Annotated in this window: 20 protein-coding genes; 11 read left to right on the top strand and 9 right to left on the bottom strand. The window is 74.0% G+C overall.

Annotation, left to right across the window (positions count from 1 at the left end; all coding sequences use genetic code 11):
* Nucleotides 1-165 precede the first annotated feature (165 nt).
* From M2302_RS07660 to M2302_RS07625, 8 genes are read left to right on the top strand one after another with little or no spacing between them, the layout of a single operon-like run.
* Nucleotides 166-1866: an HAD-IIIA family hydrolase gene (locus M2302_RS07660; RefSeq protein WP_280837219.1), complete on the top strand. Its 1701-nt coding sequence runs from the start codon at nt 166-168 to the stop codon at nt 1864-1866.
* The gene (locus M2302_RS07655; protein WP_280837218.1) at nt 1863-2837 is read left to right on the top strand and encodes a glycosyltransferase; all 975 of its coding nucleotides are present in this window, start codon (nt 1863-1865) and stop codon (nt 2835-2837) included. Before M2302_RS07660 ends, M2302_RS07655 begins: the two co-directional genes overlap by 4 nt.
* A complete protein-coding gene (locus M2302_RS07650; RefSeq protein WP_280837217.1) occupies nt 2822-4039 on the top strand; it encodes a glycosyltransferase in 1218 nt (405 codons plus the stop codon). Before M2302_RS07655 ends, M2302_RS07650 begins: the two co-directional genes overlap by 16 nt.
* Nucleotides 4039-4731 carry an SIS domain-containing protein gene (locus M2302_RS07645; RefSeq protein WP_280837216.1) on the top strand — a complete coding sequence of 231 codons (693 nt, stop codon included), beginning with the start codon at nt 4039-4041 and terminating at the stop codon, nt 4729-4731. The genes M2302_RS07650 and M2302_RS07645 overlap by 1 nt, the downstream gene beginning before the upstream one ends.
* An 11-nt stretch (nt 4732-4742) precedes the next feature.
* On the top strand, nt 4743-6239 hold the full coding sequence (locus M2302_RS07640; RefSeq protein ID WP_280837215.1) for a PfkB family carbohydrate kinase: 1497 nt from the start codon (nt 4743-4745) through the stop codon (nt 6237-6239).
* On the top strand, nt 6236-6934 hold the full coding sequence (locus M2302_RS07635; RefSeq protein ID WP_280837214.1) for an SDR family oxidoreductase: 699 nt from the start codon (nt 6236-6238) through the stop codon (nt 6932-6934). The genes M2302_RS07640 and M2302_RS07635 overlap by 4 nt, the downstream gene beginning before the upstream one ends.
* Nucleotides 6931-7872, top strand: a complete 942-nt coding sequence (locus M2302_RS07630) for a glycosyltransferase family 9 protein (RefSeq protein WP_280837213.1) — start codon at nt 6931-6933, stop codon at nt 7870-7872. The genes M2302_RS07635 and M2302_RS07630 overlap by 4 nt, the downstream gene beginning before the upstream one ends.
* Complete coding sequence (locus M2302_RS07625) at nt 7856-8839, top strand: DNA topoisomerase IB (RefSeq protein ID WP_280837212.1); 984 nt, start codon at nt 7856-7858, stop codon at nt 8837-8839. The genes M2302_RS07630 and M2302_RS07625 overlap by 17 nt, the downstream gene beginning before the upstream one ends.
* 184 nt (nt 8840-9023) lie before the next feature.
* Here M2302_RS07625 and M2302_RS07620 read toward each other — a convergent pair whose 3' ends face one another.
* The 3 genes from M2302_RS07620 to M2302_RS07610 all read right to left on the bottom strand — a co-directional run bounded on the left by M2302_RS07620 (nt 9024) and on the right by M2302_RS07610 (nt 12367).
* Nucleotides 9024-10058 (bottom strand): helix-turn-helix domain-containing protein, encoded by a 1035-nt coding sequence (locus M2302_RS07620; RefSeq protein WP_280837211.1) that lies wholly within the window; start codon nt 10056-10058, stop codon nt 9024-9026.
* 124 nt (nt 10059-10182) lie between these two features.
* The gene (locus M2302_RS07615; protein WP_280837210.1) at nt 10183-10686 is read right to left on the bottom strand and encodes a hypothetical protein; all 504 of its coding nucleotides are present in this window, start codon (nt 10684-10686) and stop codon (nt 10183-10185) included.
* Nucleotides 10687-10735: 49 nt separating this feature from the next.
* Entirely contained in the window at nt 10736-12367 is a 1632-nt protein-coding gene (locus tag M2302_RS07610; protein ID WP_280837209.1) for an ATP-dependent DNA helicase RecQ, read from the bottom strand.
* Nucleotides 12368-12479: 112 nt separating this feature from the next.
* Here M2302_RS07610 and M2302_RS07605 point away from each other — a divergent pair, with 112 nt between their 5' ends.
* On the top strand, nt 12480-13319 hold the full coding sequence (locus M2302_RS07605) for a methyltransferase domain-containing protein (protein ID WP_280837208.1): 840 nt from the start codon (nt 12480-12482) through the stop codon (nt 13317-13319).
* 296 nt (nt 13320-13615) lie between these two features.
* Here the strand turns inward: M2302_RS07605 and M2302_RS07600 are convergent, their stop codons facing one another.
* The 4 genes from M2302_RS07600 to M2302_RS07585 all read right to left on the bottom strand — a co-directional run bounded on the left by M2302_RS07600 (nt 13616) and on the right by M2302_RS07585 (nt 16633).
* Nucleotides 13616-14026 (bottom strand): SRPBCC family protein, encoded by a 411-nt coding sequence (locus tag M2302_RS07600; protein WP_280837207.1) that lies wholly within the window; start codon nt 14024-14026, stop codon nt 13616-13618.
* 64 nt (nt 14027-14090) lie between these two features.
* Nucleotides 14091-14963 (bottom strand): N-acyl homoserine lactonase family protein, encoded by an 873-nt coding sequence (locus M2302_RS07595; protein ID WP_280837206.1) that lies wholly within the window; start codon nt 14961-14963, stop codon nt 14091-14093.
* 259 nt (nt 14964-15222) lie between these two features.
* On the bottom strand, nt 15223-15693 hold the full coding sequence (locus M2302_RS07590; protein ID WP_280837205.1) for an SRPBCC family protein: 471 nt from the start codon (nt 15691-15693) through the stop codon (nt 15223-15225).
* Between the two features lie 181 nt (nt 15694-15874).
* The gene (locus tag M2302_RS07585) at nt 15875-16633 is read right to left on the bottom strand and encodes an NAD(P)H-binding protein (RefSeq protein ID WP_280837204.1); all 759 of its coding nucleotides are present in this window, start codon (nt 16631-16633) and stop codon (nt 15875-15877) included.
* 116 nt (nt 16634-16749) lie between these two features.
* Here M2302_RS07585 and M2302_RS07580 point away from each other — a divergent pair, with 116 nt between their 5' ends.
* A complete protein-coding gene (locus M2302_RS07580; RefSeq protein WP_280837203.1) occupies nt 16750-17337 on the top strand; it encodes a TetR/AcrR family transcriptional regulator in 588 nt (195 codons plus the stop codon).
* Nucleotides 17338-17393: 56 nt separating this feature from the next.
* On the top strand, nt 17394-18032 hold the full coding sequence (locus M2302_RS07575) for a helix-turn-helix domain-containing protein (protein ID WP_280837202.1): 639 nt from the start codon (nt 17394-17396) through the stop codon (nt 18030-18032).
* A gap of 38 nt (nt 18033-18070) precedes the next feature.
* Here the strand turns inward: M2302_RS07575 and M2302_RS07570 are convergent, their stop codons facing one another.
* Nucleotides 18071-19021, bottom strand: a complete 951-nt coding sequence (locus M2302_RS07570) for a TIGR03557 family F420-dependent LLM class oxidoreductase (protein WP_280837201.1) — start codon at nt 19019-19021, stop codon at nt 18071-18073.
* 77 nt (nt 19022-19098) lie between these two features.
* Entirely contained in the window at nt 19099-19224 is a 126-nt protein-coding gene (locus M2302_RS07565) for a hypothetical protein (RefSeq protein WP_255541416.1), read from the bottom strand.
* Nucleotides 19225-19360: the final 136 nt, after the last annotated feature.

Below are 19360 nucleotides of genomic sequence, written 5' to 3'. Positions count from 1 at the left end.
CAGGGCTAACCGGCGGGGCGGACCGGGCGTTAGCTTCTCCGGCGCGACGGGTAAGGCCGGGTCGGCGAGCCCTGCGCGGCCGGGACGGCGACGAGCCGTACCGCCGGGTAGATGATGTTTACTCCCCGGGGCTCCGGGAACCCGCCGCCCGTGCGACGGGACCAGATGGAGCCGGATCAGCGCAGGTCAGGCCAGGTCGACCCGGCCGTCGACCGGGCCGTGATCCGGCCGGTCCTGTTCGACGCGGTGCTGCTGGACCGGGACGGCACCCTGGTCGAGGACGTGCCGTACAACGGTGACCCGGAGAAGGTGCGGCCGATGCCGGGCGCGCGGGCGGCGCTGGACCGGTTGCGCGCGGCCGGCCTGCGCCTCGGCGTGGTGACCAACCAGTCCGGGCTGGCGAAGGGGATGTTCACCGCCGCGCAGATGCGGGCGGTGCACGCCCGGATCGAGGCCCTGCTCGGCCCGTTCGACACCTGGCAGGTCTGCCCGCACGACGACGGCGACGACTGCGCCTGCCGCAAACCCGCCCCCGGCCTGGTCCACCGGGCCGCCGCCGCGCTGGGCACCACGCCCGCCCGGTGCGTGCTGGTCGGTGACATCGGCCGGGACATCACCGCCGCGCTCGCCGCCGGCGCCACCGGCCTGCTGGTCCCCACCCCGGTCACCCGGCCCGAGGAGGTGGCCGCCGCCCCGCACGTCGCCCGCGACCTGCCGGCGGCCATCGAGGAGATCCTGCGGCGGCAGGCCGCGCTGCGTCCGAGCGCGCCCCGCCGGGCCGGCACGGTGCTGGTCGTCCGCAGCGACTCCGCCGGCGACGTGCTGGTCACCGGCCCGGCCGTCCGCGCCGTCGCCGCCGGCGCCGACCGGGTCGTCCTGCTGCACGGGCCCCGCGGTCGGCACGCCGCCGCCCTGCTGCCCGGCGTCGACGAACTCGTCGAATGGCCGCTGCCCTGGATCGACGGCGACCCCGCCCCGGTCGACCCGGACGACATCCGCCGGCTCACCGACCGCCTCGCCGGGGTGCGCGCCGACGAGGCGGTGGTCTTCACCTCCTTCCACCAGTCACCGCTCCCGCTCGCGCTGCTGCTGCGGATGGCCGGTGTGCCCCGGGTCAGCGCGATCAGCGACGACTACCCGGGCGCGCTGCTCGACGTCCGGCACCGGGTGCCCGACGGGCTGCCCGAGCCCGAGCGGGCGCTCTCGCTGGCCGCGGCCGCCGGCTTCCCGCTCCCGGCCGCCGACGACCCGGCGCTGCGCATCCGGACCGACGGGCTGTCGCCCGCCCCGGCCCGGCTCGGCCGGCCCGGCTACGTGGTGCTGCACCCCGGCTCGGCGGTGCAGACCCGGGCCTGCCCGCCCGAGTTGGCCGCCCGGATCGTCCGGGTGCTCACTGCGGCCGGCCACCGGGTGGCGGTCACCGGCGGCCCGGACGAGACGGAGCTGACCGCCCGGGTGGCCGGCGACACCGGCGTCGACCTGGGCGGGCGGACCGGTCTGGCGGATCTCGCCGCCGTGCTGGCCGACGCCGGCGCGCTGGTGGTCGGCAACACCGGCCCGGCGCACCTGGCCGCCGCGCTGGGCGTGCCGGTGGTGAGCCTCTTCGCCCCCACCGTCCCGTTCGGACAGTGGGGGCCGTACCGGGTGCCGGCGGTCCGCCTCGGCGACGCCGCCGCGCCCTGCCGGGACACCAGGGCCACCCGCTGCCCGGTGCCCGGCCACCCCTGCCTGTCCAATATCGAGCCGGACCACGTCCTGGCGGCGGTACGCCTGCTCGGGGTACCCGCCGACGCGCCCCCGCCGGGCGCGGCGCCGGCCACCGTCGGCATCGATCCGGTGATCGCCGGCGGCGGGAGCGCCCGATGAACATCCTGGTGTGGCACGTGCACGGCTCCTGGACCACCTCGTTCGTGCACGGCAAGCACCGCTACCTGGTGCCGGTCACCCCCGACCGCGGCCCGTACGGGCTGGGTCGGGCCCGCACCTATCCCTGGCCGGACAGCGCGGTGGAGGTCACGCCGCAGCAGCTGCGCCGGGAGGAGGTCGACGTGGTGCTGCTGCAGCGGCCCGAGGAGATGGACCTGGCCTGCGACTGGCTGGGCCGGCGGGCCGGCCGGGACCTGCCGGCGATCTACGTCGAGCACAACACCCCCAAGGGCGACGTGCCCAACACCCGCCACCCGATGGCCGACCGGGACGACCTGCTGCTCACCCACGTCACCCATTTCAACGAGCTGTTCTGGGACAACGGCGGCACCCGCACCGCCGTGGTCGAGCACGGGGTGGTCCCGCCGGCGGTGCAGTGGACCGGCGAGCTGGACCGGCTCGCCGTCGTCATCAACGAGCCGGTACGCCGCTGGCGGGTCACCGGCACCGACCTGCTGTCCCGCTTCGCCGAGATCGCCCCGCTGGACGTGTTCGGCATGAAGGTCGCCGGGCTCGCGGAACACCTCGGCCTCCCGGCCGACCGGCTGGCCAGCCACGACGACGTGCCGCAGCACCGGATGCACGCCGAGCTGGCGCGGCGGCGGGCGTACCTGCACCTGTGCCGGTGGACGTCGCTGGGGCTGAGCCTGATCGAGGCCATGACGATGGGCATGCCGGTCGTCGCGCTGGCCACCACCGAGGCCGTCGAGGCCGTGCCGCCCGGGGCCGGCGCCCTCTCCACCCGGGTGGACGCGCTGCTGGAGGCCGCGGGGCGGTTCGTCACGCAACCCGCCGAGGCCCGCCGCGCCGGCGCCGAGGCGGGCACCGCCGCCCGGGCCCGCTACGGCCTGGACCGTTTCCTCGCCGACTGGGACCGCCTGCTGGAGGAGGAAGTATGCGCATCGCGATGATCTCCGAGCACGCCAGCCCGCTCGCCATCCTGGGCGGTGAGGATGCCGGTGGGCAGAACACCCACGTCGCGGAGCTCTCCGCCGCGCTGGCGGCCGCCGGGCACGACGTCCGGGTCTACACCCGCCGCGACGCGGTCGATCTGCCGGTCACCGTCCGCGCCCCGGACGGGTACGACGTGGTGCACGTGCCGGCCGGCCCGGCCGAGCCGTTGGCCAAGGACGCGCTGCTGCCGCACATGAAGGAGTTCAGCGGCTGGCTGGTGGAACGGTGGCGCGGTGGCGACTGGGTGCCCGAGGTGATCCACGCGCACTTCTGGATGAGCGGGCTCGCCGCGCTGGCCGCCAGCCGGCAGACCGGGGTGCCGGTGGTGCAGACGTACCACGCGCTCGGCACCGTCAAGCGGCGCTACCAGGGCGTGCAGGACACCAGCCCGGCGCGGCGGATCGCGTACGAGCGGGAGCTGGGCCGCGCGGTCGACCGGGTGGTCGCGCAGTGCCAGGACGAGGTGGGCGAGCTGGTTCGCCTCGGCGTCCCGCGCTCGCGGATGACCGTCGTGCCGTCCGGGGTCAACCTCGCCAGCTTCGCCCCGCTCGGCCCGGCCGCCGAGCGGGAGCCCGACCGGCCCCGGATCCTCACCGTCGGGCGGCTGGTGGAACGCAAGGGCTTCCAGACGGTGATCCGGGCGATGGCCCTGGTGCCCGACGCCGAGTGCGTGGTGGTGGGCGGCCCGCCGGCCGGCCTGCTGGAGACCGACCCGTACGCCCGCCGGCTGCGCGCCCTCGCCACCACCTGCGGGGTGGCCGACCGGGTCAGGCTGGTCGGCGCGGTGCCCCGGGAGGAGATGGGGCGCTGGTACCGCTCCGCCGACGTGCTGGTCGCCGCCCCCTGGTACGAGCCGTTCGGGCTCACCCCGCTGGAGGCGATGGCCTGCGGCGTGCCCGTGGTCGGCACCGCCGTGGGTGGGATCAAGGACACCGTGGTCGACGGGGTGACCGGGGACCTGGTCCCGGCCCGGGACCCCCAGGCCCTGGGCGCGGCGATCCAGCGCCTGCTCGACGACCGGATCCGCCGCTTCGGGTACGCCACCGCGGCGCTGCAACGGGCCCGGCGCAGCTACTCCTGGTCGACCACCGCCGAGCGGCTGGCCGAGCTGTACGGCGAGGTGGCCGCCGTGCGCCGGCCGACCCGGGTGGTCGCCTGATGACCACGGCCGCCGAAGGGGTGCTGGACGCGCACCTCACCATGCTGGCCGAGGCGCTGCTGCCGTACCGGTCCTCGGAGCAGCAGCTCGCCCGCTGGGGCACCGAGCTGGCCGCCACGCTGGCCGGCGGGGGCCGGCTGCTGGTCGCCGGCAACGGCGGCAGCGCGGCCGAGGCCCAGCACCTCACCGCCGAACTGGTCGGCAAGCTCCGCGACGACCGGCAGCCGCTGTCGGCCATCGCGCTGCACGCGGAGACCTCCGCGATGACCGCGATCGGCAACGACTACGGCTACGACGAGGTCTTCGCCCGCCAGGTCCGCGCGCACGGCCGGGAGAACGACATCCTGCTGCTGATGTCCACCAGCGGGGCCAGCGCCAACCTGCTGGCCGCCGTCCGCGCCGGCCGGGAGGTCGGGCTGCGCTGCTGGGCGTTCACCGGCCCGGCGCCCAACCCGCTCGCCGACGCCTGCCACGAGACGCTCGCCATCGCCTCGCCGGAGAGCCAGGTGGTGCAGGAGCTGCACCTGGTCTCCACCCACGTGCTCTGCGAGTACGTCGACCGGGCCCTGCCGGCCGCGCTGGCGGTGGCCGGGACGGCCGGTGCGGCCCCCGTCGAACGGCCCACCGCGCCGGTGCGCGCGGGCGTCGAGGTGGTGCTCGACGGCGGCGACCGGCAAGTCGAGGCGGGATGAGGAGGCCGGCCGTGCGGGGACCCCTGGTGGTCATCGGCGACACCCTGCTGGACCGCGACGTCGAGGGCGTGGTGAACCGGCTCTGCCCGGACTCACCGGTACCGGTGCTCGACGAGACGACGTACGCCGACCGCCCCGGCGGCGCCGGCCTGGCCGCGGTCTTCGCCGCCACCCAGGGCGCCGGCGAGGTGGCGTTGGTGACGGCGCTCGCCGACGACGCCGGCGGCGCCCGGCTCAGCTGCCTTCTCAGCGCCGCCGGCGTGCAGGTGTACGCGCTGCCGCTGCCCGGCGCCACCGCCGAGAAGATCCGGCTGCGGGCCCGCGGCCGGGTGCTGCTGCGCCACGACCGGGGTGGGTCGGCCGCCGACCCCGGACCGCCCAGCGAGGCGGTGCTCCGGCTGATCGCCGAGGCGTCCGCCGTGCTGGTCAGCGACTACGGCCGGGGCGTCGCCCGGCAGCCCGCGCTGCGCGCGGCGCTCGCCGCGACCCGCGCGCCGGTGGTCTGGGACCCGCACCCGCGCGGACCGGCGGCGGTGCCCGGGGTCACCCTGGCCACCCCGAACGAGGCGGAGGTACGCGACCTGACCGAGGTCCCGCCGGGCTCGTCCCGGCTGGCCACCGCCTCGCGGGGCGCGCAGGGGCTGCGCGAGCGGTGGCGAGCCGGCGCGGTGGCGGTGACCCTGGGCGGCGACGGCGCGCTGCTCTGCCACGCCGGCGCCACCCCGCTGGTGGTCGCCGCTCCGGTGAACGCCGAGGGGGACACCTGCGGGGCCGGGGACCGGTTCGCCTCGGCGGCCAGCCTCGCGCTGGCCCGGGGCGCGCTGGTCTCCGAGGCGGTGCAGGAGGCGGTGGCGGAGGCGTCGGCGTACGTGGCCGGCGGGGGAGTGGCGGCCGCGCTGCCGCCCGAGGTCCGCGCCGCCGCGCCGGTGCCACTGGGCGGCGGCGGGGAGCGGATCGGGGCCGCCGCGGCCGGTGCGGTGGTGGCCGAGGTACGCGCCGCCGGCGGCACCGTGGTCGCCACCGGCGGCTGCTTCGACCTGCTGCACGCCGGGCACGTGGCGACCCTGCAGGCCGCCCGGCAGCTCGGCGACTGCCTGATCGTCTGCCTCAACTCCGACGCCAGCGTCGCCGGGCTGAAGGGGCCGCAGCGCCCGGTCGTGCCGCAGGGCGACCGCAGCCGGCTGCTCGCGGCGCTGAGCTGCGTCGACGCCGTGCTGGTCTTCGACGAGTCCACCCCGGACGCGGTGCTGAGCTGGCTGCGCCCGGACATCTGGGTCAAGGGCGGCGACTACGCCACCGGCGGCGGCGACCCGGCGAGCCTGCCGGAGGCCGAGGCGCTGCGCCGCTGGGGCGGGCACTCGGTGGTGGTGCCGTACCTGGACGGACGCTCCACCACCGACATGATCGCGGCGGCCCGCGGCGAGCGCCCCGGGGCGTACCGCGCCGCACCCACCGGCGCGGTCAGGGCCGCCGGTGCGCAGCGTCCGACGGCGGAGGGAGCGCGATGAGCAGTGCACCGGGTGCCGGCCCGACCGTCCTGGTCACCGGCGGATCGAGCGGGCTCGGCGCGGCGGTGGTCACCGCGGTGGCCCGGGCCGGCGGGCGGCCGCTGGTGCTGGACCGGCAGCGCCCCGGTGACGGGGTGCCCTGGGTCGAGTGCGACCTGGCCGACACCCGGGCCGCGGAGGAGGCCACCCGGCAGCTGGCCGAGCGCTCCGGCGGCCTCGACGCGGTGGTCACCGCCGCCGGCACCGACGTGCCCGGCAAGCTCGCCGACGTGCCCCGGGAGACCTGGGAACGGATCGTCGCGGTCGATCTGCTCGCCACGGTGGCGGTGGTCCGCGCGGCGCTGCCGTACCTGGAGGCGTCCCGGGGCGGGATCGTCACGGTGGCCTCCACCCTCGGGGTGAAGGCGGTCAGCGACGCCACCGCGTACTGTGCGGCGAAGTTCGGGGTGGTCGGCTTCACCCGGGCGCTCGCCGCCGAACTCGCCGGCCGGGTGAACGTGACGCTGCTGATCCCCGGCGGGATGCGCACCGCCTTCTTCGACGCGCGTGACCCGCAGTACCGGCCCGGCCCGGAGGCCAAGCTCAACGACCCGGCCGACACCGCCGCCGCGGTGATGTTCGCCCTCTCCCAGCCGCCCGGTTGCGCAATACGCGAGATGGTGGTCTGCGCCGAGCAGGAGACCTCGTACCCGTGATCCTCGTGCTCCGCGCCCTCGGCGTGGGCGACCTGGCCACGGCCGTACCGGCGCTGCGCGCGCTGCGGGCCGCGTACCCCGACCGGGAGCTGGCGCTGGCGGCGCCGGCCTGGCTCGGGCCGCTGGTCGACCTGGTCGGCGGCGTCGACCGGCTGCTGCCCACCGACGGCCTGGGCTCCCCGCCGTGGCCGCCCCCGCCGGTCGCGGTCAACCTGCACGGGCGCGGGCCCGACTCGCACCGGATGCTGGCCGGCGCGGGCCGGCTGCTGGCGTTCCGCTGCCCGGAGGCCGGCCACCCGGACGGCCCGCGGTGGCGTCCCGGGGAGCACGAGGTGCACCGCTGGTGCCGCCTGCTGGCCTGGTACGGCGTCCCCGCCGACCCCGGCGACCTCGCCCTGCGCCGGCCGGCGGCGGACCGGACGCCGACCGGGGTCACCGTCGTCCACCCGGGCAGCAAGATCCCCGAGAAGCGCTGGCCGGCGGCGCGCTTCGCCGCGCTGGCCCGGACCCTCGCCGAGCGCGGCCACCGGGTGGTGGTGACCGGCTCGGCCGACGAGCGGGACCTGGCGCGGCGGGTGGCCGCCGGGGCGGGTCTGCCCGACCCCGCCGTCCTGGCCGGTCGGACCGACCTGGGCGAGCTGGCCGCGCTGGTCGCCCACGCCCGGCTGGTGGTCAGCGGCGACACCGGGGTCGGCCACCTCGCCACCGCCTACGCCACCCCGTCCGTGCTGCTCTTCGGCCCGGTCCCGCCGGCCGAGTGGGGTCCGCCGCCGGACCGGCCCCGGCACCGGGCGCTGTGGAGCGGCGCGCGGGATTGGCCCGACCGGCCCGGGGTAGGAAGCCACCCGACGTTGGCGGCCCTGCCCGTGGACCGGGTGCTGGCCGCCGTGAACGAGGCCGAAGAGGCGGTGCGGATCTCCGGTGCGATTGCGGCGTAGTGATCCGGGCCGGGCGGGGTACGGTCGCCGCCGGGCCGGCCGGGGCTGGGTGTTCCTGGACCCCCGGGGCGAGCCGGTCCACGACCCCGATGTGCTGTCCCGACTGCGCGAGCTGGTCATCCCGCCCGCCTGGCAGGATGTCTGGATCTCGCCGTATCCGAACGGGCACATCCAGGCGACCGGGGTCGACGCGGCCGGCCGCAAGCAGTACCTCTACCACCCGGAGTGGCGGCGCAAGCGCGACGAGGCGAAGTTCGACCACGTGCTGGAGGTCGCCCACCGGTTGCCGGTGCTGCGCGCGCGGATCGCCGACGACCTGGGCCGGCGGGGCCTGAACCGGGACCGGGTGCTGGCCACCGTCGCCCGGCTGCTCGACATGGGGATGTTCCGGGTCGGCAACGACCAGTACGCGGTCGGCGAGGACGCCACCTTCGGGGTCTCCACCCTGCGCCCCGAGCACGCCCGCTCCCGGGGTGGGTGCGTGGTCTTCGAGTTCCCCGCCAAGGGCGGCATCGAGCAGGTCCGCCGGATCGAGGATGCGGAGCTGTGCCAGGTGCTGACCAACCTGCGCCGGCGGCGGCGGGCGGAGGACCGTCTCTTCGGCTACTGGGACGGGCGGCAGTGGCGCGACGTGCGCAGTGACGAGGTCAACGAGTACCTGCGCGACGCCAGCGGCGGCGAGATGACCGCCAAGGACTTCCGCACCTGGCACGCGACGGTGCTCGCGGCGACGGAGCTGGCCACCGTGGGCGTGCAACGGTCCGCCAACGCCCGGAAGAAGGCGGTCGCCGGGGTGATGAAGGAGGTCGCCGAGCTGCTGGGCAACACCCCCACGGTGGCCCGCACGTCCTACGTGGATCCGCGGGTGGTTGACCTCTACCACGACGGGGTGGTGGCGCCGGTCCGGCCGGACACCCCGAAGCCGGAGGCCGAGCGGACGGTCCTGGAGTTGCTGGAGGAGGCCTGACCGGCCCCGTCGTCGGTCCTGGGGGGAAGAGCGACGGGGCCGGAGTCGGTGTGGCCGGGTGGCGGGCGGTGGCGGGCCGTCCTGGCGGTACCGGGGCGGCCGCCCGTGACAAGGAGGTCACGGGCGCCACCACGGTCCCCCGTTATCGGTGGCCGGCACGGGCCTGCCGACCGCCGATCCCGATTCAGTATGTCGACGTCGAGTTGACGACGGATGCCGCGTCGTTGACGATCCGTGCCTGTTCCCGCCGGGCCGCGCGGTACCCCTGTGGGGTCTCGCCGTAGGCGGCGCGGAAGGCGCGGCTGAAGACCGCCTTGTCACCGAAGCCCCAGCGGGCGGCGACGGCCTGGATCGCCCGGTGCGCCTGCGCCGGGTCGGCGAGGTCGCGGCGGCACCGGTCCAGGCGCAGGTCGCGCACGTACGACGCCACCGTGGTCTCCTCCGTCTCGAAGAGCCGGTGCAGGGTCCGGACGGAGACGTGGTGCGCGTCGGCGATCCGCTGCGGGCTCAGCGTGGCGTCGCCCAGGTGTCGCTGGATGTAGCCGCGCACCTGCGCGAGCAGCGCCCGACGGCGTACCTCCCGGGGCACCGCGTCCTCGGCGACCAGGTGCCGGCCGAGCATGGTGACGATCAGGTCGAGCCCGGTCGTGCCGAGCCGCTCGGCGTCCGCCGCGTGGTACTGCTCCGGGTGACCCGTGATCTGCACCAGGTACTGCGCCAGCAGGGCGCCCACCCCCTCGGTGCCGGACATCCGGCCGGCGAGCAGGGGAGCCAGCCGGTCGGGGGGCAGCGGCAGCGCGCCGAACGGGATCAGGGCCACCACGGAGCTGGCGTGCTGCTGGCCGCCCTGGGCGCCCTCGTGGCTGACCTGGTGGGGGCGCGACCCGTCGTAGAAGGTGAACTCACGCGGCCCGAGCACGCTCTGCCGGCCGGCCTGCCCCGACGAGCCGGTGCCGGTGGTGGTCAGGGCGAGCAGGAAGTAGTCCACCTCGGTCTGCCGGGCCAGCTTGGCGGTCCGGATCGCGTCCAGCGAGGGGTAGCGGTAGTTCACCAGCTGGATCGGGCCGAGCGGGATGATCTCGGCGCGGGCGGTGAAGTCGTCGGCGTGCGCGGACCGCATCTGCAGTGGCGACGCGGTGCGGGCGACCAGGTCGAGCCACATGCCGAACCGCTCGCGCGGCGGCAGCGCCTCCGTGTCGATGACGTTCCGGTCCAGCATCTTTCCCGCCTCCATGGTTCCGCGTGTGTCCGGCCCATTGTCGATGACGGCCCTGCCGGCGGAAGAGCGCGGATCCGACGGATCCGCGCGACCGGGTGGGCGCGCGGATCCGGGGTGGTGCCGATCAGTCGTTGAGCACGTGCGAGAGCCGGTCGCGGAAGCGCCGCTCCGAGTCGCTGACCTGGTCGCCACCGAGGCCGAGGAGGCCGCCGCTGGCGGCGGCGCCGACCACCTGCTCGGCGATCTCCACCAGCCAGTGCTTGTACGCCCCGGCCTCGCCCTCGTCCACCCGGGCGGCCAGCAGCGCCGACGCCTGGCCGGCCCGGGCCAGCACGTCGTCGATCAGGGCCTGCGGGTCCGCCGGCTCGATGACCGGCAGTTCCTCGCCGGCCTCCGGGTCGCCCACCCGGGACACGATCTCCCCGGCGACGGCCGCGACCAGCGGGTTGGCCGACTCGCGGCCGGCGGAGATGGTCTCCAGCCCGGCGGCGTTCTCCGCGCGGGTGCGCCGGCCGCCGTCGTGCTCCGCGGCGCTGGCCGCGGTCAGGACCGCCTGCGGCAGGCCGACCAGCAGCCCCCACTCCTCGTCGGAGAACCCGAACCCGGTGTACGCCGGCTGTTCGATCACGACTGAGCCCCTCTCGTTTCGTTGCGTCTGCGCCCGGTGCCCGGTCAGGCTAGTCCAGCGTGAGCAGGCCCTGCTCGGACACCACAGGCACGGAGAGCGTCTTGTAGCCGACCTCGTCGAAGAGCACCGTCATCCGGTCCTCCTCGTAGTTGAGCACCAGTCCCGCCCCCCACTCTGGGTGGCGGACCTGGCTGTGCACCGGGAACGGCCCGACCGCGCCGTCGTCGGCGGTGCTGGTGCCGGCGTGGCAGTTGTCGCAGTGCCCGCAGACCTCCGACATCTGCTCACCGAAGTACGCCAGCAGCGTCTGGCCGCGGCAGGCGGTGGTTTCGGCGAAGGCCCGCATCATGTCGGTGCGGGACCGGGTCACGGTCTGCTGCCGCTCCGCCTCGGCCAGGGCCGCCGCGGCGGCGTCCACCGGCCTGGGCGAGTAGCGGGGCGAGCCGATCCGCTGCCTGGCCCGCGGCTCGGCGGCGCCGACCTGCTCCAGCAGCGACAGGTACTGGCCGAGCTTGCGCGGACCGAGTCCGGTCACCTCGCGCAGCTCCTTCCTGGTCCGCGCCTCCTTGCGCAGCAGCGCGGCCAGGTCGCGCAGCTCGGTGGAGTCCGGCAGGCCGCCGCTGAAGTAGCGTTGCAGCCCGACGTCCTCGGCCTGCCAGAGCAGCAGCACCCGGGCCGGCGCGCCGTCCCGGCCGGCGCGGCCGATCTCCTGGAAGTAGCTGTCCGGCGAGTCGGGCAGCGCCATGTGCACCACCCAGGCGATGTTCGGCTTGTCGATGCCCATGCCGAACGCCGACGTCGCCACCATGATCGGCACCTGGTCGGCGAGGAACGCCTCGTGCAGTTCGTGCCGGGCGCCGGTGGCCATCCCGCCGTGGTAGTACTGCGACGGGAAGCCGGCGTCGGTCAACCGCTGGGCCAGCTCCTCGGCGGCCCGCCGGGTCGGCACGTAGATGATGCCGGGGCGTTGGTCGTCGCGCAGCAGCGCCACCAGCCGCCGCCACCGGTAGTCGTCGGTGGGGCAGTGCGCCACCTCCAGGAAGAGGTTGGGCCGGTCCAGCCCGGAGACCACCACCTCCGGGTCGCGCAGCCGCAGCCGGGCGATGATGTCGTCGCGCACCGGCGGTGAGGCGGTGGCGGTCAGGGCCACCACCGGCGGCCGGCCGATGCCGTCGATCAGGTGGCCCAGCGCCAGGTAGTCGGGGCGGAAGTCGTGCCCCCAGGCGGAGATGCAGTGCGCCTCGTCGATCGCCACCAGCGCCGGCTTGAGCGCCCTGACCTCGGCCATCCGGTCGGGGTTGCTGAGCTGTTCCGGGGTGATGAAGAGGAACTCGGCGCAGCCGTCGCGGATCTCCTCGATCGCCTGGGCCTGCTGGGCCGGGGACTCGTCGGAGCTGATCCGTACCGCCCGCAGCTCCGGGCGCTGGCGTTCGTTGAGAGCGGCGATCTGGTCCTGCTGCAGCGCCAGCAGCGGGGAGATCACCACCGTCGGTCCGGGGATCAGGCTGGCCGGGATCTGGTAGATCGCCGACTTGCCGGCGCCGGTGGGCAGGACCACCAGGGCGTCGCGTCGCTTCATCACCGCGCGCATGGCGGCGAGTTGGTTGGGCCGCAGCGCGGTCCAGCCGAAGAGGCTCCGCGCCGCGCGGCGCAACGTCGTCGAGTGCATGGACAGCTTCATCGAGGGCCGGAGGTACCCGAGGAGATCAGCGCCGAAACCGTTGACACCGCCCGATCCGCCCACCCATCATGAACGAGTGCCCATGAACGTGTGTTCATAATGAGGAGGCCCGATGGAGACCGTCGTCAACAGCCACCAGGCGCAGGCGTGGAACGGCTACGAGGGCCGGCACTGGGCGCGGCACCACGACCGCTACGACGCGGTGAACGCCGGCTTCAACGCTCCGCTGCTGGCGGGCGTCCGGCCCGGCGACCGGGTGCTGGACGTCGGCTGCGGCAACGGGCAGCTGACCCGGCTGGCCGCCCGCCGGGCCGGCGACGGCCACGCGGTCGGGATCGACCTCTCCGCGCCGATGCTCGACCGGGCCCGGGCCGGCGCGGCGGCGGAGCAGGTGGGCAACGTCCGGTTCATCCAGGGTGACGCGCAGGTGCACCCGCTGCCGGACGCCGCGTTCGACGTGGTCCTCAGCCGGTTCGGGGTGATGTTCTTCGCCGACCCGGTCGCCGCGTTCGGCAACCTCGCCCGGGCGCTGCGCCCCGGCGGCCGGCTCGCCTTCGTCTGCCTCGACGACATCCGCCACAGCGACCTGGGGCGGATGTTCGCCGCGCTGGCCGCCCACCTGCCGCACCCGGGCACCGACGGTACGGGCGCCGCCGAGCCGCTCTCCCTCGCCGACCCGGCGGTCGTCGAGCGGGTCCTCACCGACGCCGGTCTCACCGGGGCGGCCTGCGTCCCGGCCGAGGCGTCCCAGCTCTGGGGGCGCGACGCGGTCGACGCCGGGGAGTTCCTTGCCGGCTGGGGACCCGTGCGGCACCAGCTCGACCGGGTCGACGCGGCCACCGCGGGCCGGGCGCGCGCCGCGCTGACCGACGCGCTGCGCGCCCACGAGGGCCCCGACGGGGTACGCCTGCGCGGCACCGCCTGGCTGGTCACCGCCCACCGCCCGGCCTGACCCGCCGAACGCCCGCCGCCGGGCCACTCCGACCCCTCGTTCCGCCCGGACGGGGCACGCCGCCCGTCCGGGGCGCGCGACGGCACCGGCGGGGCGGGCCGGCGCCGCACCCGTCAAGGCCGTGACGGCAAGGCCAAGACGTGGACCCGGCGTTCGTTCGCGTGATTTGCGGTCCGCCGGGTCGAACGAGGCCGGCCCACCGCCCACCTGAGCTACGGCCATGTCCGACAAGACCTGCGCCGGCCGGCCACTGCGTCGTTGCACGTGTTCGGAGGACGCCCTGTTCCGCTCTCACTTCATGGACTGGTGACCTGCTGGGCCAGGCGATCGAGGCGGAGTTCGGCAACCCCGCGAAAGGCGTTGCTCAGCATGTGGGCCAGGGGCCCCTGGTGCTGGAATTGGTGGGTGACCATCGTGCCCCCTCCGTGCGGCCCGAGCAGCCAGGTGCCGGTTTCCAGGAACCCTGGAACCTGCCAGGTCACGTCGATGTGCCGTTCGTCGATGCGGGTGTATTCCCAGGTCCCACTGAGTCCGCCGCGTACCTTGATGGCGTACTGGACCCCGGTGGGAGCTTCGGCGGGCCCATCGATGGCTCGGATTGCCGGGTTCCAACCGGGTATTGCCCGCGCATCGATCAGCAACAGACGGACCTGTGAGGGCGGCGCGTCTACCAATCTTGTCGCTCGCTCATTGGTCGTGGTTCGCATGGACGCCCTTTCATTGCGCAAGGCGCAGTGCCTCAAGTTGAGATTCTTAGATGTTTGGGTTACTTCATATCGGTTCACTGTGGTCAGCGGCGACGAGGTTCGAGGCCGCGCCCGGGTCGTGGGCGGCCAGAACCGTCAGGCCGGGATTCCGCAGGCGGAGTTCGTTGACCAGCTGTGTCGTATCGGCCAGCTTGCGCCGCTCGCCGACGCCGGGCACCTGGCCACGCTCCAGCAGAGCCGAGTCATAGGTCAGGTCGCCGACCATGAGCAGCGGTGTCCGGCCGGGCCTGCGGACCAGCATCGACAGCGACCCGGGAGTGTGGCCGGGGGTGGGCAGTAGCACCATGCTGCCGTCACCGAACAGGTCGTGGCCGGTGGAAAAGGGGGCCAGGGCGGGGTCGGCAAGGGGCTCGGGGGCGATGTGGCGCCAGCGCAGTCCGGGAAGGTCGATGTGGGAGGTCAGCAGGCCCCGCAGTTCCGCTTGCGGCTTGCCGAGGGTGTTCCACTCCCGTTGGCTGACCACGATCTCGGCGCCGCTCAGCTCTCGCAGGCCGCCGATGTGGTCCTGGTGCAGATGGGAGATGACAGCGGTGTGGACATCGCCGATGTCGTAGCCGATTGCCGCCAACTGGGCGGTGAGGGTCTGCTCGGGGCCGATATCGAAGCGGGCAAGCCTGCCGTACATCACTCCGGTGATGCCGCCCGGGAAGTAATCGGGGGCGGTCACCGACGCTCGGTCCTGTCCGGTGTCGAACAGCACCAGCCCGTCGCGGTGCTCGATCACGTATACGTTGATGGGCAGCGGCGGTGTCCAGCGACGCGAGGTGAACAACCACCAGTACATCGGCTTGCGGGTGGCGGACACGTGCTCGGGGTGAATCGACACCGATCCGGTGCTGACCATCGACACCTGTCTGATTCTTGGGTCGTTCGTCACGTCCGTCTCCTCAATCGAATTCATATGCGGGATGCCGACGCTGGTCAACGCCGGTCTGGGCGGCCACCTGGGGGACGGATCAAGAGCCGGCGAGCCGTGCCCGCACGGGAGCCAACCCGCTCCGCTACTGCCGGCGCAGGACGCCCGGGCCTTGGCCTCGCCGAGGTGAGTGGCGGGGAATGGTTGCCATCCACCTGCTTGTTTGATGCGGACCGTTCACGCCGTCGGCGAGCTGCAGGTCCGCCTGATCGAAGTAGGTCTAGGGTTCTTCGAGGAAGGTCTTGAGGTCGGCCAGGAGGCGTGGCCAGCCGTTGGTGACGGCCTGCAGTACGGCGCTGCCGGGTGCGAAGTCGTCGTGGGTCACGGTCAGTTGGACGGTCTCGCCGAGGTCTTCGATGTCGAAGGCCACCTTGGAGCGGCGCTCGGCGGAGAAGCGGGCCAGGAGTTCCTCGCTGAACCCGCTGACCGCCGCCCATTCCGGGGTGAAGGTGTGCCAGGTGTAGGACAGTCGTCTGCAGGGATCGGACTCGAGCACGACTCGGGCAGGGTCGGCGATCGTCACGTTGTGCTCGGGGTAGCGCACGGTCACGGTGGAGCCGGGTCTCCAGTCTGAGTCGAAGGTCAGCCCGCGCCAGCAGTGCCGGGTGATGGCAGGGTTGGTCAACCCCTGCCAGAGGCGCTCGGGGGTGGTGTTGATGCAGGTCGTGTAGACGAACTCGGGCTCGCCCATCGAGGTGTCCTCCAAAGCTCTTCGAGCTCTAACCGGGCGCCGCTGGTCGGCGGGAACGCGTCAGCCGGCCGCGCGAGGATGAGCCCTTCACCGCGGAGGCCTTCCCGCCGCCCACGGCGCGCGGATGGGACGTGCGGGATGGCCACTGAGCGCGTCGGCTGCCGACCGACGGATCGGTGTGCTATCGCAGCCGTTCGGTCAGGAAGTCGTCCCAGGTTCGCTTGCCCACCGCCGCCTCGAGAGTCAGATTCTCGCCGGCCCGGTATGCGCGGCCGGCCTTTCCGGGCATCCGGACCGGCATCATCAACCGGCGTCTGCCGCGCGCCCGCAGGTACCCGCGGAGCAGCTCAGCCATTCCGTACACATCGGGCCCGGCCAGGTCGGGCACCAGGCCGGCCGGCTTGTCGAGCGTGATCTCCACCAGGCGGGCTGCCACGTCGCGCGCGTCGACCGGCTGGAACCGCATTCCGCCCGGGACCGGGATGACCGGCAGCCTCGCCATCGCCTGCAGGGTCTTCAGGGTCAGTTCGTGGAACTGGGCGGCACGCAGCGTCGTCCACGGCAGGCCGGAGCCGGCTACGGCGCGCTCGGCGGCCAGCTTGGAGCCGAACCAGCTCAGCGGGATCCGGTCCGCCCCGATGACCGAGATGTAGATCAGGTGCCGCACCCGCGCTCGGGAGGCGGCCCGCACCAGGTTCGCGGTCGCCTCGGCGTCGCCCTTGGGGGCGCCTGCCAGGTGCAGGATGATCTCGGCCCCGTCTACTGCGGGCTCGATCCCGTCACCCTTGAGCAGATCGCCGCTCACGTACTCGACGCCGGTGCGGGACTCGCCGCCGCGCCGGCTGAGGACCCGCACCTCAAAGCCGGCATCGCGCAGGAGCGGCAGGACCAGGCGCCCCAGGGTGCCTGTCCCGCCGGTGAGCAGAATCGATGACGTCACAGCTTCTCCTACACGTTGAAAACGTAACGTTACGTAACGTTCAATGAGAGTATTAACGCAGCTGGCGGCTGGCGTGTCAAGAACGAAACGTTACGTTCCCGTGGTACGGTCGCCTTGTGACTGGACGGGCCAGCGGTGGTGCGCGATCGCGAGCGGTGATTCTTCAGGCCGCCCTTGATCTGTGCGCGGAACGCTCCTACGCCACCGTGACCATGGAGGCGATCGCCGCCCGCGCGAAGGTCGGCAAGCCGACGCTCTATCGCTGGTGGCCGACGAAGGGCGCGCTGTTCCTGGACGCACTGACCGAACGCCTGGGCGAGCCGTACTTCCTGATCCCCGACACCGGCGACCTCGCGGCGGACCTGCGTTCCTGGATCCGATCCGCAACCAAGATCTTCACCGACGACACGTTTCGCGGGCTCCTCGCCGGGGTGGTCGGATCGGCCCAGCACGACCCCGAGCTCGCCGCCATCCTCCACCAGAAGATCCACATCCCGCTCTCGGGACGCAATCGCGAACGGATCCGCGCGGCGCAAGAGAGCGGGCAGGTGGCCGGCCTCGACCCCTACCTGATCGAAGACCTGCTCATCGCACCGCTGTGGTACCGGCTCCTGATCACTGGCCAGCCGATCACCCCGCACTACGCCGACACAGTCGTGGACGCCGTCCTCAGCTCGACCCCCAGGCCAACCGGCAATACCTGAGCTGACCTCCCGGGTTGGTGCGGCTCTCTGGCAGCTCCACACCTAGGATGCCGGTGATGTCACCGAGGAAGGCCGCCGCGCTGCGCGACGGCGACCAGAGCCTGCGCGAGCACCTGATCGCCACGGCCCGGCGGCTGGTGGCCCGGCGGGGCACCGTGGCCCTGACCGTTCGGGACGTCGCCCGGGAGGCCGGGGTCGCCGACGGCGTGCTCTACAACCACTTCGCCGACAAGGAGGAGTTGCTCGCGTACGCGCTGCACGCGCACGTGCGGGCCGCCGAGGCCGGGCTGGAGGGCGCCCCGCCGCAGCCGGGCGAGGCCACGGTCGAGGCGAACCTGCGGGCGTACCTGACCCGTGCGCTGGCGCTGCACGCGGCGATCCTGCCAGCCATGGCCGGGGTGCTGACCCAGCCCAAGCTGCTGGCCCGGCTGGCCGAGCTGCCCAACCCGATCAGTGCCGGGCGCGGGCTCCGCACCGAGCTGGCCGGCTACCTGCGCGCCGAGCGGAAGCTCGGCCGGGTGGCGGCCGACGCCAGCGCCGAGGCGGTCGCCGCGCTGGTCGTCGGCGTCTGCCACGACCTGGTCCTCAGCCACCTGCTCGACCCCGTCGGCCCCGCGCCGGAGCCCTCACCGCGGCTGGTCGACGAGCTGACCCGCACCCTCCTGCACGGCGTTGCCCCGCCCTGGCGGCCGTGACCCCCGGCCGCCCGGGGACAGTGCCGTTGCGGCGGTGATCAGCGCAGCCGGGGGAGCACCTCCCGCTGGTAGAGGTCGAACAGGCCCTGGGTGTGCGGGCCGGTGTTGGCCACGTACACCTCGTCGAAGCCGGCCTTGGCGTACTTGTCGATCATCTCCAGGTGCGCGTCGGCGCTGTTGCCGCAGACGAACGACGCCTTCATCATCTCCGGCTTGACCAGCTGGGCGGCCTGCTCGAAGTGGCGCGGGGACGGGAGCACCTGGGACAGCTCGCCCGGCACCCCGGCGTTCGGCCACTTCTCGTACGCCAGCCGCGCGCCCTCCTCCTCGCTGTCGGCGTACGCCGCCTTGAAGCCGGCCTGGCACGGCTTGTCGCCGCCGCCGCTCTCCCGGAACCGGCGGACCATGTCGGCGTCGGGCATGACGGTGACGTAGCCGTCGCCGATCCGGGCGGCCAGGTCGATCGCCTTGGGACCGAGGCCGGAGACGTAGACCGGTGGGGGCGCGTCGGGCAGGGTGTAGATCCGGGCGTGCTCGACGGTGTAGTGCTTGCCGTGGTGGTTGACGAATCCGCCCTGCCACAGCTCGCGCATCACCTCGACCGCCTCCTCCAGCATCTCCAGCCGGACGTCGGTCTGCGGCCAGGCGTCGCCGAGGATGTGCTCGTTGAGCGCCTCGCCGGAGCCGACGCCGAGCACGAAGCGCCCGGAGTGCAGAACGGCGCTGGTGGCCGCGGCCTGGGCCAGCACCGCCGGGTGGATGCGGACGGTCGGGCAGGTCACCGCGGTGGTGACGGGCAGCGAGCAGACCTGGCTGAGCGCGCCGATGGTCGACCAGACGAAGGGACTCTGCCCCTGCGCGTCCACCCACGGGTGGTAGTGGTCCGAGATCCACAGCGCCTCGAAGCCGGCCCGTTCGGCGCCGCGCGCCTGCTCCAGCAGTTCCGCCGGGGTGAACTCCTCACTGGACAGGAAGTAACCGATCTTCATCTTTCCCCCTCGCCGTCGCCCGGCGCCGGTCGCGCCTTGCTGACCAGGGATGCCCTACCCCGGACTCGGGGGATCAGTCAGCGGCGACCGAACATGGCCCGGATGGCGGCGAGCAGCAGCAGGCCGCCGACCACCACGCCGAGCAGGCGCACGCCGGGGACGTCGGCCGGCGAGGTGGCGTCGGCGAGCGGCAACAGATCCATTCCCGCACTGTCGCACGTCGCCCCGGAGGGCGCCAGACGGTAACAGTAAGGTTTATTGACTATTTCCTGGCCCGGTGTGACCATGGCAGCACCGCGACGGCGACCGGCCGTCGGACGACCACACGGGGGTACGGGG

It is taken from the genome of Micromonospora sp. A200 (assembly GCF_029893845.1).
GTDB classification, from domain to species: Bacteria; Actinomycetota; Actinomycetes; order Mycobacteriales; family Micromonosporaceae; genus Micromonospora; species Micromonospora purpureochromogenes.
The sequence above is the reverse complement of the archived record's forward strand: the minus strand, read 5'-3'. Positions and strand labels throughout refer to the sequence as shown.